The following is a 15,996-nucleotide window of genomic DNA, read 5'->3' as shown; positions in this document are numbered from 1 at the left end:
TACTCATATGTGTGCTTGGAGGTTGCACCAGTGTAGCGCCCGCAAAATCCAAATGCTTTTCGTTTGGACGTGTGAACTGCAAGTTCACGCCGATCAACCAGTTGTGGGCATTAACCGATGAAACTATCAAGCTGTAGCCTGGCAACTCTGTGGACACTGTTACTGGCATTAAACGCGCCAGCCTATGCATTTTTCGGTAAGGAGGTGTTTGATAGCGAAAGATTTATTGAAGAAACAGCTAAGCTCGATCAATCACTGAAAGACCTTAAAACCCAATATCATAGGTTTGATCAATACACGAATATTTTGAAGTCCGACGATCAGATAATTTCAGAGCTGGATAAGTTAATTGATGCAAGCGCTTTGCCAAAAGACGCGACGCGCGTTTCTATTGAGAACTTGGAACGAGGCGCAAACGAAACAAAAGGTGTCGAAAGTAATCTCTATAATCCGCAGGACACAAATCCAGCGGCCTCCAAAGCTTTTGGGGATGCTTCCCTCACTGTAGAACAAGTAATTATTCAGGGAGCCAGAGAGACTTATAGCCTGTCTGGCGTTTCAATAGCCGGTTTATCACAACCACAGTGGCGAGCTCTGCTACAGGCGTTGATTTGGCAAGAGTCGCGGTTTAATCCATTTATTGGATCGAAAGCTGGGGCGTTTGGACTGACACAGCTGATTAGAGGTACGGCGCAGGAAATGGGCGTCGATCCTCAATACAAAACCGAACCACTGGCACAGGTGCGTGGTGGTGCGAAGTATCTGGCGAAGATGCTCGCCATGTTTAAGGGCAATATTGTTCACGCCCTAGCTGGCTACAATGCGGGTCCTGGTTCCGTCCTAAAATATGGTGGGGTGCCACCATTTGCAGAAACTCAGAATTACGTTGTTGTCATCCCGAAAAAGTACAATGAGTATCTCGCGAAAATCGGTGGCCTTGATGCGGAAGGCACGATTGAACCCGCACTTGCAGCAGGTGCCAACTATGCAATGGCGAGCGATGCACTCCGCTCTTATGGCGACAACAGCGCTCAGAGCGTCTCTCTGATTGCAAGACGTCTTAAAGACATCATTGAGCAAATGAAAGCTAATGAGAATCCGGCGCAAGCCTGGGTGTTGAATTCCTATGCGCGTGCTGAAATGGCGCGAATTATGGCGCTGCGGACCAGAATGGCAGCCATCCAGACGCGTCAGATCAGTGCGCTGGCGTTGCAAGAGGCTGCGGATCGCGCAGAAGAGCGCGAATTCTTTAATTTTGAGGGACGAGTGCAATGAAAGCAAAAGCTACTGTTCTAACAACAGGCCTAATTTTATGGTTTAGCGCCACATCTGCACACGCATTCTATTTGGTTCACGATTCCACAAATATTGCAAAAGCAATTGCACAGCTCGGCGTTCTCAAAGAGAACGTTCTCGTTCAGAATGAACTACTGAAGAATGCTTACGAGCAATACAAAATGCTGACGAAGCAATTTGACCAGCTCAAGAGCATTTATGATCAGTTTAGCGGACCGCGTAACGTTCTTGGTATGTTGCTACCAGGTGAATTGAATGGTCTTTTGGATGGAAATTTCAGCAGCACGAGCGGCGTATTGTCGACACTGATGTCGGGATCAGCGGGCCAATGGACAGGTTTTGCCTCGGGTAAATCGGCTCCGATGACGAAGACCGTTAAAAGAAGTTTGGAAGCCGCAGGCCTTTCCTCTGAAACATTGTCTAGATGGACCGCGTCTGGCGAACCCATCCAGCAACGCACGGCCCAACAAGCGGCGGGCGGAGCCATGCTAGCTGCAACTGCAGAGCAATCCTATAAGGAAGCAGGTCAGTCTTTAGATCGTGTTCAGCAGATACTGAAAGAAACGCAGAACAGTCCCGACATTAAGACCTCAATCGATAACAACACCCGCATGCTCGCCGAGCTTTCAATCCAACTCGCCAAATCCCTTGAGATCACTTCAACCGAGGCCGTTTACAACGGTCTGGCCGGGGTTAATGCAGCTGCAGAACGCGCCGAGGAACGCAAATTCTTCACATTCGGCAATGCGCAATAATCACGGCATCAGGATATTATTAATGCGAAAAATTGGTGCAATTCTTGAATACGAATTAATCTTTGGTGCGGTGGATCGAGAGCGCCGCTGGCGTAAAATTGCCTATTTCGCATCTGGCTTTGGCGTAACCGGCTGTTTGTTGGCCGGTATTGTTGCCGTTGCCGTTGATAAGCCGGCACCGGCTCTTGTGCCGTTTGATGTTCGAACCGGTGTGGCACTTCCAAATGTTAACGTCGGTTCGATCTCGATCACCCAGAAAGATGCGATCATTGAATCGATGATCTATTCCTATGTAAGTGATCGTGAGACCTACAATATCTTTGACAATGATCTTCGAATTGAAACCGTCAAAACCCGGTCAACCGGTCTTGCGCTCAAATCACTGATCGGCCTTTGGGACGGGTCAAGCCCAGACTATCTTGCCAGACAATATAGCGATAAAGCCCGCATTGATGTCGCGATTTCAAGCATTGCGCTTTTATCTGACAATCGGGCTCAGGTCCGGCTCAGAAAGCGCCTCACCTCAACAGACGGCATGAAAGACAATGCCTTTCTAGTTACACTCGAATACGAGCTCACACCATCCAAACAAGCCAGTTTAGAGGCGGTCTGGAAAAATCCGTTCGGCTTTGTCGTCAAAAATTACAGGGTTGTCACGCAACAATATGAGCAGAGCTGAAGCAATGATGAAACGATTGATTATCGCCAGTGTCATTGGCGCGCTTCCGGCATTTGCCATGGCTGAAACGGTGCCGAAGTCAAACCGCATGGATAGCCGTGTCCGCGAAGCCACTTACATCGATGGACAAGTATTTCGCGTGTACACTTCCCTCTTAAGATCAACCGCAATCGAGCTACCTGCCGGTGAGGTCTACAACTATCTTGTTGCTGGCGACACCGAGGCCATTCAGTACGCGGGCGCACCAGGAGGACGTGTAATTGCTATTAAGCCAATTCTACGCGGTTTGAACACTAATATTACGCTCTATAGCAACAAGCGGGCTTATTACCTGAACGTCGTAGAGAAGCCGAACAGCGCATATTTCGCAGTTCGTTTTAACGGCGGTTACACGCTCAAAGAACAAGTAGTGCCGGAAAGTAACCGGGGCCACCCGACCGGGCCCTACATGAACTACGGCGCCAACGTTAAAAATGCGATTACACCCACGAATGTCTGGGATGACGGCATTTACACCTATTTTGAGTTTTATCCCAGCTCTTCCCTGCCTGCGATTTTCAAGACTTTGACTGGCGAAGAAAGCACGGTCAACAGCACCGTGCTGGAGAACAGGGTAATGCGCGTTTCTGGTCTCTCCAATTACTGGGTTCTGCGCTCCGGCACATTGGAAACGGTTGTTAAACGGATGCAGCCCGGACAAGCGGTGAAAACTGCGCTCGGAGGCTCCCATGATCGATAAATCTCCAGAAGAAAAAGCCGCAGATCTGGCGAATGCGGTTAAATCATCTAAAGCCATGCTAAATCCGGGCATCAGCATCGGCCAGAAAGCAGGCATTTTGCTTTTTGTCGGAACCGTGTGTTTTGGCGTATTGGGCTACATCTGGTGGCCGACACGTGAAGTATCGGATTTGAAATCCAGCGAGAGCACTTCGTTTATCAATGGTGAAGGCGACGCCTTTGGCAACATACAGCAGCCGGTTCCTGTCAGGGCACCGGATCCCAATCCGGAACTGCTGGAGAAGATCAAATCGCTCGAAGGGATGATCGCGGATCTGAAAAACCGTCCTGTTCAAGCTGTCGGGGATGATACGGAAGTCAATAAGCTCACTCTAGCGCTTAATGACCTCAAAAGCCGTATGGAAAAGGCATCAGACGAATACAAGCGAGCGATCCGTGACCGTGATCTCGATATAAAGCGTCTGAATAACGAGCTGGACGCGAAGCGACTTACTAGTGGCGAAGGCGCTAAAAGTCCGGACGCGGGAAAGCTGGATGCAGAAGCATTGCTAAGGAAACGCGTAACCTCACCACTCAGCCCACTCAATGGCAGCAACAGCAATAGTGTACAGGCAAGTACTAACAAGAACTCACTTGAACAAAGAACGCTTAGTCAAAACGTGCTCTTTGCCAGAGATCAGGCGAAACCGATCCCGGTTGAACAGGCAAAAATCATTGCCAATCCGTCAAACACGGTTCTGCAGGGCACTGTCTTACAGGCATCGCTGGAGACAGCAATCAATACGGATCTGCCCGGCTCGATTCGGGCAGTTGTTGCTGAAGATGTCCATTCTATCGATGGCAGTCGCGTCCTCATCCCTCGCGGCTCTAAGGTACTTGGAAAATACTCGGACACGATCAGTCTGGGTCAGAAGCGCGTAATGGTGATCTGGGAGCGCATTCTGCTGCCAGATAACCAGACAGTGACCATTAATTCCTACGGCGCTGACGCCGTTGGCCAGGCTGGTGTCAAAGGTCATGTCGACAGCCATTTCTTTCAACGTTTCGGATCGGCCACACTTATCAGTGTGATGGGTGTTGCACCGACTCTCGCGACGGCCGCAATGAACGGGCACCACAACTCCAATGGCACCAGCTCCGTCACCACGATTAATACGCTCGCCGATCCTGTGTCGCAAAATCTGCAATCCTCGCTTAACGGGGTTATAGGCGATTATCTCAGGCGCCCGCCAACGATCGGCGTGTATCAGGGCGCTAACATCACCATCTTCGTTGACCGTGATCTGGAGATATTCTGATGGAATATCTTCAATATGCACTCGAGCCGCTTGGACCTTGGCTCATCGACGCCGAAATGATTGAAGTTTCTGTCAATCCGGACGGCAAGGTCTGGCTGATAAAGCGCGGTGACGTCACCATGAGCTTTGCAGGTCTGACGCTGGATCAAGGTGTTGCTGAACGTCTGACAAATCTGATTGCTGGCAATACCCATACCAAAACCGGGCAGAACAACCTCCTTGTTTCAGCAACTATTCAGTACCGGGACCGTCCTATCCGGGCGCAATCCGTGCTACCGCCAGCAGCGTTTGGCGGAGCTGCCCTATCATTTCGAATGTTCTCAACTATTCCTATCAACCAGATCGAGCTTGCGTATCTTTATGCAAAATCATGCCCTACATCGCAGAGGCGAGCGGAAAAACTGGCCACACTGCGGCAGCTTATAGAAGGTGCAGATCTTATTGACACGTTGCGGTTCTGCGTCGAAAAGCGTCTTAATATACTTGTCTCAGGCGGCACAGAAACCGGGAAGACAGTTGTGCTACGCAAGCTTGTGTCCTTCATTCCCTATGATAGCCGTTTGATAACGATAGAAGATGCACCAGAATTGTTTCCGGGGCATCCCAATCATGTCTCTCTGGTTGCAGATCGATCAGGAGATGTCCGCTCTGCGGACAAGCTTCTGGAAGCTTCGCTACGTATGCGCCCCGACCGCCTGATTGTCGGGGAGGTCAGAGGCAGGGAAGCGATGACATTTCTTGAAGCCATCAACACCGGCCAAGAAGGCGGATTTGCAACGATCCATTGCGAGACTCCTGAGCTCGCGCGTGACCGGCTTGCAATAGCAGCAAGTCGGTCTGGCATACCTATGACCTACGACAACTTTCTCACCTATATCGACCGCACCATCGACGTCATCATCCAGACCGGTCGCGACGGTGCCATGCGCGGGATCAGTGAAATCTATCTACCAGAAAAGGAGACAGTAGCATGAAGAAAATACTGTTGATCATCACTGCAATTCTATGTGCCACGCCAGGATATGCTGCTGCTGATGATGATGATGCCGCGGGCCGTGAGAGGGATCGGAATTTCTTTAAATTCAGCACCCCTCTGAATACAGAAAGTGATGAAACACGTATCACCGATAAAGGGTGCATAGAACACGCAATACCGGCTTCGTTTATTGATAAATATGGCAACGATAAAGGAATGGGAATTCTATGGGCAATTAATAACAACATTATATCGAAAGAGATATTAAATAGTAATCGATGCACATGTGAGATGTTGTATCCTAAATGGGATAAAGCTATCGAAATATATGAAAAAGACTTCGCAAAATTAGACGCTTGGGCGCCGTCCGGCACCGCAACGAATAAATATTTAGCTCAATACCGAAGTCATTCCCAAGAAAATATCATGCAAGCACGCCAAATCTGTTCGAAAATGGGAGTTTGGTAATGGAACCGTTTGTTGGAAATTTTGTAAAAACTAGCGATGGATTGATTGGTTCTGTTTCCCGGTCCGGCTTTTCATCCGTGCTTCAGGCTGTAAACGGTATTGCTGCTTCTTTAGCAATAATAGCTATTCTCACGTTAGTTTTTAATCAGCTCCTACAGTTTAGATACATCTCAATAGAACGCTTCTTAGGGCTTTTTGTAAAACTACTTTTGATCGCAATTATAGGGCTGAAATGGAGCAATTTTAGCGCCGTCGCGAATGCAATATATGGTGGTATGGATTCAATTGCCGCCAAATTACTGACCATGGCAGGGCCGAGTGAACAAACCACAGTCGCCGGTGCCATTGACGATCTAATAACAACAATGGCTGAAAAAGCTAATCAGGCTGGCTCTAAAACCGGTTGGGTCGCCGGTGCACTTTTATCGCTTCTAATCACATGGCAATTGAGTCTAATTGGATGTCTGGGAGCTCTAATAATTATATATTCCAAAATTATGTTTTCTGTCTACATGTGTATCGCTCCCATGTTTATCGCATGCTATATATTTGATTCATCGAAGGATTATTTTTATAGGTGGCTGCAAGGAGCAATCACCTATACTCTATATCCAGTCATAACATCTGCGATAATCGGGATGAGCTATAGTGTTATTTTCGCCTATATTAAAACAATTGATGGTTTAAGTATCGGCACCATTGCATCATTTATCCCATTCATTTCAATTCTTACAATGATGATCCTTCTCATCATCTGTATTCCTATTATCGTGGCCGGTCTCTCCGGTATGATACAGCATGTCTCTCCTGTACATCACGCGCGTGTCGTTTCAAATATCTATTCGTTCATGAACGGGCCAGCACCTGGTACTAACAACATGAACCCGCAACAAAGCCAGCCTTTGGCTTCGTCGCCAATGCAATCAAAACCATTTACAGAAACACAACCATCAGGCTCATTTCCAGGAGAACCTGCCCGAATGCTCGCAAGAGAGGAGCGTCTGAATAGGAAAGAATAAGCTGCCCTTCCAAACAAAACCTTTTGCGACAAATTACTGATTCGAAATGAATATTGCAGCCATTAATAAATAAACTTGCCGATTTGAGGAGTAAACTTCATGTCATTATGTGGACATTGCGGTACCCGGGTCAATGATGGTTTCATAGTCTGTACTGGATGCGGGGCTCGTTTGGAGCGAAAGTATAAAAGCCTATTCCTCACACTTTTCCTTCTTTTGCCGATCCCGATTATATGTATTGTTATAATGATTGATGGAATCGAACAGGAAAAGGTCGGCTTGACGGACTATATTACTTTTCTTCTAGTCTTCACCGTATCGTCTTATGCAACAGTATTGGCATTTAGAAAATCTATAACTAAAAAATGGGTGTTACGTTATCCGAGAAGATAATTTCTACATTATAAGCTCACGGAAATGCCCCTGATTTGATCGCGTTTTTCGATTATTTTGGCTTGCCGAAACAAGTCTGCAATCGCATACATCAAGGGTTCTACTTCATTTTTATCTGGTGATAGATCCTCAATTATTTCTGCAACAGGCAGGACAGAAGCCGCTTTTTTTGCACGATTCCTGATCGGCTTTTCCTTGGCCTCCTGTTGCATCACCTGAAACGCTAGCTTGTTTTGTTCATCGCTCTTAGCCTCAAGGGCTTTGCAATCTAAAAGTTTTGCCTCTACGCTACTGACACGGGCATAATCAGCTTCGGTAATCACGCATTCCGGCATTGGTGGTGGTGCTTTCATATCCTGAGACTGAAAGAGCGGCTTCAATTTTCTGTCAGCATAATATTTCAGACGCTTGGCTCTGATCGGCATATGTCCGTTGATCAAGATTATGATTTCATCATGTGGTAGACGCCGCGCATCGTCCCTGGTCAACAACGGATATTCTTCTGACCGCTCTGTAATATGCGATCCAAATACACCTTCCTTGATCGATCTGGATTTGGTTGTGACCTTCTTAGTGGTTGTGCCAACGGAATCCGATAACTCCGCAATTGTGTCCTCTTCGCTAGGTGTCAGATAGAGTTTAATTCCACTGTTTGCCTGAATGACCTTGCGGTCATCAACACCATAAATGCGGTCAATGTCAGGGATGGATTGGGTGACAATGGCAACGTTACCGCCATAGGCGCGCAGCAGCGACAAGCTATCAACAATGATGGGCATTTTTCCGATACGCTGGAATTCATCGAGAAGGATCATGACTGGAAATGGTTCGTCCTTTCCTGGCTCCTTTGCCTGCAGCGAGGCAATGAGTTCGGAGAAGAACATACGTACTAGTGGCGATATTGTCCGCAGATCATCAAATGGCACGGTAAAATAAACTGTCTGCGGTTTGCTTCTGAACGTGCGAAAGTCAAAGTTATTCTCTGCCGTTACCGCGCATGTATGCGGGTTCGCCCATGGTGAGAACCCGCTTGAATTTAAAACAGAAAGATAGGCGCTTAGAGTGTCTTTGGCCGTGTTGCCGAGCTTCTGGAACAGGAGCTTTGCGCTTTGATCCTGCACTTGTCTTGCGTAGCGCTTAAACTTGTTCTTGTTATCGAGCTCGCCGCCATAAGCGAGTTTATATATATCGCCGAGGGTGAAGCTGCCCTGTTCGAAGGCCAGAATGGCACAGGCAATAAATACGTCTTTGCTATTGGGTAGGAAGCTGGCTGCTTGAGAGCTTTCGGCTTGCAGAAACATGGTCGCCAGTTTGTCGATCTCTGCCATGCGCTGAGCGGGGTTTCGCAGCTTAGAAATACGATGTAACGGATTAAACCGGTGACTTGGCATGTCAAAGTCGCGCGGGCCGAATCGGTAAATCGAGTGTCCCATTCTCTCCCGAAAGCGCGCTGTCTTTTCAAAGCATTCTCCTTTGACATCCAACACCACAGCGCTCCCCAGATAGGTCAGCAGGTTTGGGATCACGAAACCTACCGTCTTACCTGCACCGGTGGGCGCAACCAGTAGACAATGTGGAAAGCGGGCCGAAACAATGTGCTGACTTTTGCTTTCCGGCTTTCCGGTTTTTCCCAACAGAAATCCAGTTGCCGGATTGGCAAAGAACTGACTTTTCTTCATGTCGGCTTTGGTTTGCCAATGGGTTGTCCCGAACGCGGTCAGATTAGGTTCCAGTAGTCGCGCACTGAGCAGCATACCTCCAATACTTGGCATAAGTAGCATGAGGGATGCGACGAGCCATTCCGGATAATTGCTCTGATAAAGCCTCATATAATTCATGAGAATGAAAAGCGGGCCGACATGCCAATCTTTATGCCAGACGCTCAGCACCATCAGTGCTAGAACATAGCCGAACAATGCGCCTGTCATAAGCAGGAACAAGGCGGTTAGCATCTGCCTTTTGCTATCCTGTGCAATATTCATTGCCGGATCTCCTAGAGGTTAAAGCCCGTAACTGTCGCGTTCGTTCAATTCCTCTTCCAAGGCTTTGTCGCCAATCGCGCGTTCTTCACGCAGCGCCGCGAGTTCGGCGCGGGTGTCCAGCAGTTCTGTTTTCGTGGCGATGGCCTGATCCAAAGCTTGGGTGATATAACCTTCTTGTTTCATGGCGGACGAATAGACAGACATCATCTGCAGGGCTTCGCGACTATCGATGTCAAAACCCGCTTCCCTGAACACTTCAGTATGGACGCGGTGGATCTCGTCCATGCCATTTTTACCAAGCACTTCATTCAAGCCCTCGATGATTTGCTTACTCTCATTGATATTCAGCGTGTCCTTCTTTGCCAGATCGCGGATTTCTTGCAGCGTATCCCTGTCCAACGTTCCAAAATAATGCGCTTCAATGGCTTGCAGGCCGTTTACCCGCCCGCTCACTGTAGTTAAGTCGACGCCATATTGGCCGGCAAGATCAGTGAGAGTATGCCGGTCTTCCCGCGCAACATAAGATTTTGGTTCCATATAGCGATGGTTTTCAGCGTGAGCTTCAATTTCCAGCGCTAGGGAGACAAGTTCAGCATGCAGTGGTGATTTTTGAGCATATTCATCGAAAGCATTTTTCTCGGCCTCATATCGATCAGGCCATTCCCGCTTTACGTTCGGACTGAAGGAATTATGATCCCCTTCCCATTCTTGATCTGTATTAGACGTGTTACGGACGCCGGCTTCATAGAATTGCTGGCGCAATGCGCTAAGCTGTTGCCAATCTTGGACTGTCAGGCTTTCATTTTCAGAGACGTCATCAATAATCTCGCTGTGCAGATCCGCCGCTAGGCGCATCGCTTCTTCGCGCCCTTCTTCTGTATGCGTATCAATGTTCAAGTGCTGCCCGATCGCCTGAATATCCCGTTCGATCCAGTGAGATTCAAGCGCATAGGAACAAGTCGCAACATTGGTGCGCGCGGTAAACTCGTCGCACGAAACCCCATATTGCTGCAGCCGCTGTAAAGTGCGTGCGGGCATTTTGTGCGCCAGTTTATGACGATGTTCATCTGCATAAACGGAATCCGCTGCTTTCTCGATAAACTCGCGTCGCCGCTCACCGACAAGTAACCGGTCCATGTCACCGACTGCACTGAAATAGCGTTCCTCGATTTGCGGGCGCTCGGCATCCGGTATGTTCGGCAGATGCTCCCACACAGCATTGAGCTGGTCACGTGCCTGTTCAATGCTTGAAAGCAATGCTTCACTGTCCCGGACAATATCCGCTTCACTTAAATTTACATCTGCGTTCATAAAATCCTCCTGAACATGTCTCAAATCATCAATTGTCTGCCCATTGTGTAGCGCCTCACTCGCCGCCTGAAACGCCAGGCTCAACGCGATCTGTGCTCCCTTGCAAAACTCTGCAAACCGGCGATAACGGCTAGCCTCCTGCAATACGAGGCTACGCCGTCTATCAGCGATGGTTTCTTCCTTTTCTGTCGATGTTTCAGTTTCAGGGCGACAAAATGTTCCGTATTCCTCACCGGCAAAATCAATGCGCCAGTCATTGCGGTGGGTGGTGATGATCTTGCCGTCCTGCGCCAGAACTTCGACCGGCTTTTTGCCTTCATGACGAATACGGATCTTATCACCGCGCGTGGCTCCGCTATCTTCCAGCACTGCTGCCAGACCCACTCCCCAAATGGTGCGCGCTCCGAAGCGGGTTTGTAGCGTCACATAAAAACTGTCAGATCCGCTCTCCTGATACCTATAGGCGGCTGAACCATAATCGAGAACAGCGCCTTCAAGCCCACGCATTGCCTCTTTTGGATTGCTGTCCAACGCATAATCACCAAGCCCTCGTGACAGACGCGACGAGTTGTTCAGCTCCACGCCATAAGAGCGCGCGTGTTTAACAAGTGTGTCTTTGAACAGATCGTATGTGAACTCATGATCGCGCGCGAGATAGAACCATTCACCTTCCCCATTGCGGCGATTGACGATGATATGACCATGCGGATTGTTGGTATCGGTGTGAATGGCCGCGATATAGTCAAACCGGTTACGCCCCTGCGATAATAGCTCGTCGCAGGTATCATAGATTATGCCCTCTACAGCACTCTGGGACGTTCCGTGCGGAAAGCTTGCTACCAGGTGCATCGTGTGTTTGCCGTCGTGTGCCGTTTTCTTCCAGCTATCGGCCCAACGCGACGCCAGACCCTGAGTGTCTTTGCGCGCAATATGATCCTCACCATCAAACTCCCCGCTCGGATCAATCACCCGTTGAGCTTTCCCGAGCACATAATTGAGTTGTGCCGACAACCCTATATAGCCGCTGCAATAGCCGCTCCTAACCGTGCGAAACATCACCTGTGGCAGGCGTTGCACATTGCGGGCATAGCGCGACATGTCGCTGGCAGCCTTAAAACCAACGCGTGAAAAACACGGGGCATGGCTCAAACCGCCGACATTCTTGAAATACTCATAACGATTGGTCACAAACACGCTGGCAGAACACATCATTTGCCCTCTTCTTCCGTGCCAATCAGCTGCGCCACAGTTGTTAAGCGACGTTGCCCGGCACGGACAAGCAAGGCGTCAACCTTGTCAGCTGCTACGAGAAAAGTGCGTTGCATGGCGCGGATTTCGGCCAGATATTGTGGCTGTGGGGCTGTTCTACCTTGCAAAAGCGCCTCGCGATTGATTTGATAAGCCACCTGATTGAGATTGCTACCAATCCTTTTAAGCTCCCTCGATAGCCCCACAGCGGCCTTTGCGATCTCAGTATCCGCATCAAAGAACCCCGCTGCCCGACGCAGCACACTGCGCGAGAGGGCAGAAACAGTCTGCCCACGCAATTCTGCAACCGCTTTCAGCGCCGCATAGTCTTCTGCTGACAGGCGTGAATACACCCGCACCGCGTATGCCGCGCCCGCGCGTGAAGGCTGACCACTCTCCAAAGCCCTATAGACCGTTGAGCGCGCAACACTGTGCTTGCGAGCGGTAGCTGCGATGCTCAAACCCGCCTTATGATCCCGCACAATCGCAATCGTTTCATCGCGGCTAAGCCGGCGAGATGGGTGGTTTGTCGAGTGTAGCGCTGACAAGTTACATTTCCTGCTTCACAGCCCAATCTTAGACCCCATCTTTATCATCCTCCCCCAGACGACACATCGCCAACTAAGAGTGAGCTAAAACTGTAAAGGAGAGGACAAACCATGCTTAGTACCAAAGCTTTTACTAGATGGGCTCCGCCGAACCTACGGCGTTCAATAAAGACGCGGTCCGGCTCCACCCAAGCCCAGCCAACGGCTGGGCACAGCACCGAACTTCTGACGTCAGAATCCTTTATCCGGGCACATGGCAGGTAGTGTGATCTGACAACATGTTAGCTAACGGTCTGATCGCTCAACTGTATGGGTGTACAACTGTTTAGATGTTTAAATGCTCAAATAACCGAACATTTTCACACAATTTACATCGCACTTTTTGTTCCGCGAATTATTTAACACAACATATTGCCGTTTCGGCAAAGCGTTCACCTGTTTACCGTTATCAGAACAACAAACAGGATCTGGATCTACCATTATTGTCGTACGATCCTTTTTTCGATGACCAGACTGCTTATTCAATCTCACTGGGTGCTCAGCCATCAATTTTTATGAGCGCTTCTTCCGTATTGCTTGGAATGGATAATGTTGAAAATCGTACTAGCTGGCCAAAAGGGAGGAGTGGGCAAGTCAACCATCTCCTGGCTCCTTATAAATGCAGCACTTGCAGCTTCCGATGAGACAACCGCTCTCCTCATTGAAACCGATCATCAGGGTTCATCCGCAATGTATCACCGTAGGGTGATGCAAAAATATCCGGACCTCCACACGCGCTTTCAATGCAAAATAGCGCATGATGAAAGCTCACTTTTAGCGGCTTTCGAGCAGGCGGAAGCAGATGCCATCGATTACATCATTATCGATACGGCCGGACAGCACGAGGAATTGACCCGCTTTGCTCTCAGCGTTGCAGATAGGGTGATTATCCCCTTCCGACCCAGTGTCAAAGAATATGAATCGCAGCTGGCAACCGTAACGCTCTACATACAACTGCGCGATGCACTGCAAGCAAAGGGCGTGGCCGCCCCGAAAGCAGCTCTGCTACTCAACGACTGGGCCCAAAACACACGTCTTACCAATCGGCAAAAGACAATTCTCAACACGATCCATGAAGACGAGATGCTGGCGGACTTCTACATTCCAGCTCGAAACGGCTATGACACGCTTGATCAGGGCATCATCTTTATTCGCGAATTGCAGGAGGAGAATGTGGTCAGTAATCCGTTTGTGCGCAAGGCGTTGCAAACAGATTTGCGTATTGCCGGCAGCACACTGAGAAGCATCGAGGCCCTGCAATGACTAATCTCAAAAAGCCTGAAACCAGTCTCAAAGACAAATTTGAAGTGGCTCGCGCTGTAGCACTTCCTCCCCCCTCCCCGATGACTGACCCAAAACGCGCTTTCAATGCTTCGGCTGCAAGCTTGTCAAAACATGCTGCTAAAATCGCATTCATCAGCATGCCATTCACCTTCGCTTTTAAGATCACAGACTACGAGCTTGCATTGCAGATCACGGCGAAAGTCGGTTGCAGCTTAGAAGATATGCTGCTGCTCATTGCCAGACGTTTCGACGACCAGGCGCTCGATCTCACTGTCACGACGTTTCCGCCACGCAGTAGCCCATCAAAACGTGTGATGTTGAAATTCAGGCAATCCACAATCGATGATATTCGGAACATTAAAGATCCGCTCAATATTCGTTCCGATGGTTATCTGTTGCGTGCACCTGTCATTGCAGCACTAGACCATCTTACAACTCCTGCGTTGAACGAACTGGAAGAACGCTATCGTTCGTAATCTGAAAACACTTTCTTGCGCCGGTCTGGTAACGCTCGTCAGCGTTTGCGTTAGTCGCGCGGACAGGCAGCAAACAATCAACGACAAATGATTGATGATTTATATTCTCGGCCGAAGTCAGACTGGCAAACTGGTGCTTGTCTGTTACCCTGTAAATCTATGGAGGTATCCGAAAGTGGGTAAGGCACAATAGCGCTATTGCATTGATTACAAAGATGCGTGGTTTCGTTGAAAGAATGTTGCACTATTGACTGGCAATGATCACGAGGCATTGACAATAATCGGCGGCCGTTATTTTCGTGACAACGCAGCGCATCCTTCTCATCTGGCAAACCGGCCGGTCGATCCGGGCTGTTTGTCACCGCCGAAGCACATGCATTGCAACACAAAACATTGGGATTTCATTCGGGGCTCGATTTTGTTAGACTGTCTTCGGAGTGGAAGGCAGGCTTTCGCCCACCTCCCTATTTCCTAGGTTATGAATCGAACCCGCAAAACAAGTGACCAGCTCGTGCGGGTTCTTTTCATTTCTAGGGTGATGCTAAGGGGTAAAAACCACATTGCATACACCTCCGAATTGAAAGCAAAGCCGTTGCCTCGGTCGCGGTGGCTCATCCTCCACGATAGCACTGGCTGGTTCAGTGCTGCTGCTCTCGCTTTCAAATACGAAATTTACGACGGCGCCGATTGCGTGCATTGGGGCGCATCGGCCATTTCTGTCAGGCCTTCATTGCCCGCGCGATTGTTTTGCTCCGACCGGCACAAAACCCTCTTTGGTGAGCGCACGCAGGATTTCGATTGTCGGAATTGGCTGAAAGCGGTGTGAGCGGCTTTCATGGGCAGTGAGAGCAAAAACTGACAGTGCAGTTTTAAGCATTTCGTCCTCACGCATCGCGCGGGTCCAATGGGCAGTCTCAGTGCAGATGGTCATGGGTTTGCTTCCGCCTTTTCCTTTGCCTGTCCCTCTTTAGAGGTCAGCAGCTCTGCGCTGCTGTACCTCTTGCCTCGTGGCGAACAGAGGGTGTGCAAGCGGAGGGGTGGTTTCGCGGGGAACCAGCTGCAGAGAGCAAAGCGAGCGAAGCTGGGCGGAAACCAATCAGAAGCGCGCTGAGGGCAGATGCCCTAAGCCCTTGAAATTCGACTAAAACAAGGAAAAGAGAAACTCTATACCGGACGACGCTCTGAGTGCATATCAAAGGCCTTAAGACACCGAGGCCTGTGCCGGGATGCACCGATCAGCTCGTTCGCTGGCGCGTCATAATCCTCTGCTTTGCCAGTGTCCTTTGCGCCTCCAATTCCCAGGAGAGGATTAGCTTTGGTTTGGAGTAGTGAAACAGTTCGTTCATGAAGAGTAGGCAAAGAAAAGGGTCATACTCTTTGCGCATGGGTGAGTTTGAGAGGTGGTAAAGCCTCTCTCATCTGGCAAATCGGCCGGTCGATCCGGGCTGTTTGCCACTGCCGGCGCACGTGCGCGGCAATGCAAAAC

The 15,996-nt window shown here is 49.4% G+C and carries 14 protein-coding genes; 10 read left to right on the top strand and 4 right to left on the bottom strand.

Features of this window, described 5'->3' with window-relative positions:
• Positions 1-117 precede the first annotated feature (117 nt).
• Genes KMS41_20165 through KMS41_20130 form a run of 8 tightly spaced genes read left to right on the top strand, consistent with a single transcriptional unit; the run spans position 118 to position 7,229 of the window.
• On the top strand, positions 118-1,275 hold the full coding sequence (locus KMS41_20165; GenBank protein QWK80886.1) for a lytic transglycosylase domain-containing protein: 1,158 nt from the start codon (positions 118-120) through the stop codon (positions 1,273-1,275).
• Positions 1,272-2,051, top strand: coding sequence for a type IV secretion system protein (locus KMS41_20160; GenBank protein ID QWK80885.1), 780 nt, complete (start codon positions 1,272-1,274; stop codon positions 2,049-2,051). Before KMS41_20165 ends, KMS41_20160 begins: the two co-directional genes overlap by 4 nt.
• Positions 2,052-2,073: 22 nt before the next feature.
• A complete protein-coding gene (locus KMS41_20155) occupies positions 2,074-2,730 on the top strand; it encodes a type IV secretion system protein (GenBank protein QWK80884.1) in 657 nt (218 codons plus the stop codon).
• Between the two features lie 4 nt (positions 2,731-2,734).
• Positions 2,735-3,469, top strand: coding sequence for a TrbG/VirB9 family P-type conjugative transfer protein (locus KMS41_20150; protein ID QWK80883.1), 735 nt, complete (start codon positions 2,735-2,737; stop codon positions 3,467-3,469).
• Complete coding sequence (locus tag KMS41_20145; GenBank protein QWK80882.1) at positions 3,459-4,766, top strand: TrbI/VirB10 family protein; 1,308 nt, start codon at positions 3,459-3,461, stop codon at positions 4,764-4,766. The genes KMS41_20150 and KMS41_20145 overlap by 11 nt, the downstream gene beginning before the upstream one ends.
• Positions 4,766-5,740, top strand: a complete 975-nt coding sequence (tadA, locus tag KMS41_20140) for a Flp pilus assembly complex ATPase component TadA (GenBank protein ID QWK80881.1) — start codon at positions 4,766-4,768, stop codon at positions 5,738-5,740. The genes KMS41_20145 and tadA overlap by 1 nt, the downstream gene beginning before the upstream one ends.
• Positions 5,737-6,210 (top strand): hypothetical protein, encoded by a 474-nt coding sequence (locus KMS41_20135; protein QWK80880.1) that lies wholly within the window; start codon positions 5,737-5,739, stop codon positions 6,208-6,210. Before tadA ends, KMS41_20135 begins: the two co-directional genes overlap by 4 nt.
• Complete coding sequence (locus KMS41_20130) at positions 6,210-7,229, top strand: type IV secretion system protein (protein ID QWK80879.1); 1,020 nt, start codon at positions 6,210-6,212, stop codon at positions 7,227-7,229. The genes KMS41_20135 and KMS41_20130 overlap by 1 nt, the downstream gene beginning before the upstream one ends.
• 401 nt (positions 7,230-7,630) lie before the next feature.
• Here the strand turns inward: KMS41_20130 and KMS41_20125 are convergent, their stop codons facing one another.
• The 3 genes from KMS41_20125 to mobC are packed head-to-tail and all read right to left on the bottom strand — an operon-like array spanning position 7,631 to position 12,711.
• On the bottom strand, positions 7,631-9,604 hold the full coding sequence (locus KMS41_20125) for a type IV secretory system conjugative DNA transfer family protein (protein QWK80878.1): 1,974 nt from the start codon (positions 9,602-9,604) through the stop codon (positions 7,631-7,633).
• 18 nt (positions 9,605-9,622) lie between these two features.
• A complete protein-coding gene (locus KMS41_20120; GenBank protein ID QWK80877.1) occupies positions 9,623-12,127 on the bottom strand; it encodes a relaxase/mobilization nuclease domain-containing protein in 2,505 nt (834 codons plus the stop codon).
• Positions 12,124-12,711, bottom strand: a complete 588-nt coding sequence (gene mobC / locus KMS41_20115) for a plasmid mobilization relaxosome protein MobC (protein QWK80876.1) — start codon at positions 12,709-12,711, stop codon at positions 12,124-12,126. The genes KMS41_20120 and mobC overlap by 4 nt, the downstream gene beginning before the upstream one ends.
• Before the next feature lie 588 nt (positions 12,712-13,299).
• Between mobC and KMS41_20110 the strand changes: the two genes are divergently transcribed.
• Both KMS41_20110 and KMS41_20105 read left to right on the top strand, forming a co-directional pair.
• Positions 13,300-14,013, top strand: coding sequence for a ParA family protein (locus KMS41_20110; protein ID QWK80875.1), 714 nt, complete (start codon positions 13,300-13,302; stop codon positions 14,011-14,013).
• Positions 14,010-14,510 (top strand): hypothetical protein, encoded by a 501-nt coding sequence (locus KMS41_20105; GenBank protein ID QWK80874.1) that lies wholly within the window; start codon positions 14,010-14,012, stop codon positions 14,508-14,510. Before KMS41_20110 ends, KMS41_20105 begins: the two co-directional genes overlap by 4 nt.
• Before the next feature lie 727 nt (positions 14,511-15,237).
• On the opposite strand, the gene KMS41_20100 is transcribed toward KMS41_20105, so the two are convergent.
• A complete protein-coding gene (locus KMS41_20100) occupies positions 15,238-15,441 on the bottom strand; it encodes a hypothetical protein (GenBank protein ID QWK80873.1) in 204 nt (67 codons plus the stop codon).
• Positions 15,442-15,996 lie beyond the last annotated feature (555 nt).

Origin of the sequence: Ochrobactrum sp. BTU1 (genome assembly GCA_018798825.1) — a bacterium.
Classification (GTDB): Bacteria; Pseudomonadota; Alphaproteobacteria; order Rhizobiales; family Rhizobiaceae; genus Brucella.
The sequence above is the reverse complement of the archived record's forward strand: the minus strand, read 5'-3'. Positions and strand labels throughout refer to the sequence as shown.

Coding starts and splice junctions, on each gene's coding strand:
- KMS41_20135 (QWK80880.1), top strand. CDS start 5,737: ATGAAGAAAATACTGTTGATCATCACTGCAATTCTATGTGCCACGCCA.
- KMS41_20160 (QWK80885.1), top strand. CDS start 1,272: ATGAAAGCAAAAGCTACTGTTCTAACAACAGGCCTAATTTTATGGTTT.
- KMS41_20110 (QWK80875.1), top strand. CDS start 13,300: ATGTTGAAAATCGTACTAGCTGGCCAAAAGGGAGGAGTGGGCAAGTCA.
- KMS41_20165 (QWK80886.1), top strand. CDS start 118: ATGAAACTATCAAGCTGTAGCCTGGCAACTCTGTGGACACTGTTACTG.
- KMS41_20120 (QWK80877.1), bottom strand. CDS start 12,127: ATGATGTGTTCTGCCAGCGTGTTTGTGACCAATCGTTATGAGTATTTC.
- KMS41_20105 (QWK80874.1), top strand. CDS start 14,010: ATGACTAATCTCAAAAAGCCTGAAACCAGTCTCAAAGACAAATTTGAA.
- KMS41_20100 (QWK80873.1), bottom strand. CDS start 15,441: ATGACCATCTGCACTGAGACTGCCCATTGGACCCGCGCGATGCGTGAG.
- KMS41_20130 (QWK80879.1), top strand. CDS start 6,210: ATGGAACCGTTTGTTGGAAATTTTGTAAAAACTAGCGATGGATTGATT.
- KMS41_20145 (QWK80882.1), top strand. CDS start 3,459: ATGATCGATAAATCTCCAGAAGAAAAAGCCGCAGATCTGGCGAATGCG.
- KMS41_20155 (QWK80884.1), top strand. CDS start 2,074: ATGCGAAAAATTGGTGCAATTCTTGAATACGAATTAATCTTTGGTGCG.
- KMS41_20125 (QWK80878.1), bottom strand. CDS start 9,604: ATGAATATTGCACAGGATAGCAAAAGGCAGATGCTAACCGCCTTGTTC.
- tadA (QWK80881.1), top strand. CDS start 4,766: ATGGAATATCTTCAATATGCACTCGAGCCGCTTGGACCTTGGCTCATC.
- KMS41_20150 (QWK80883.1), top strand. CDS start 2,735: ATGATGAAACGATTGATTATCGCCAGTGTCATTGGCGCGCTTCCGGCA.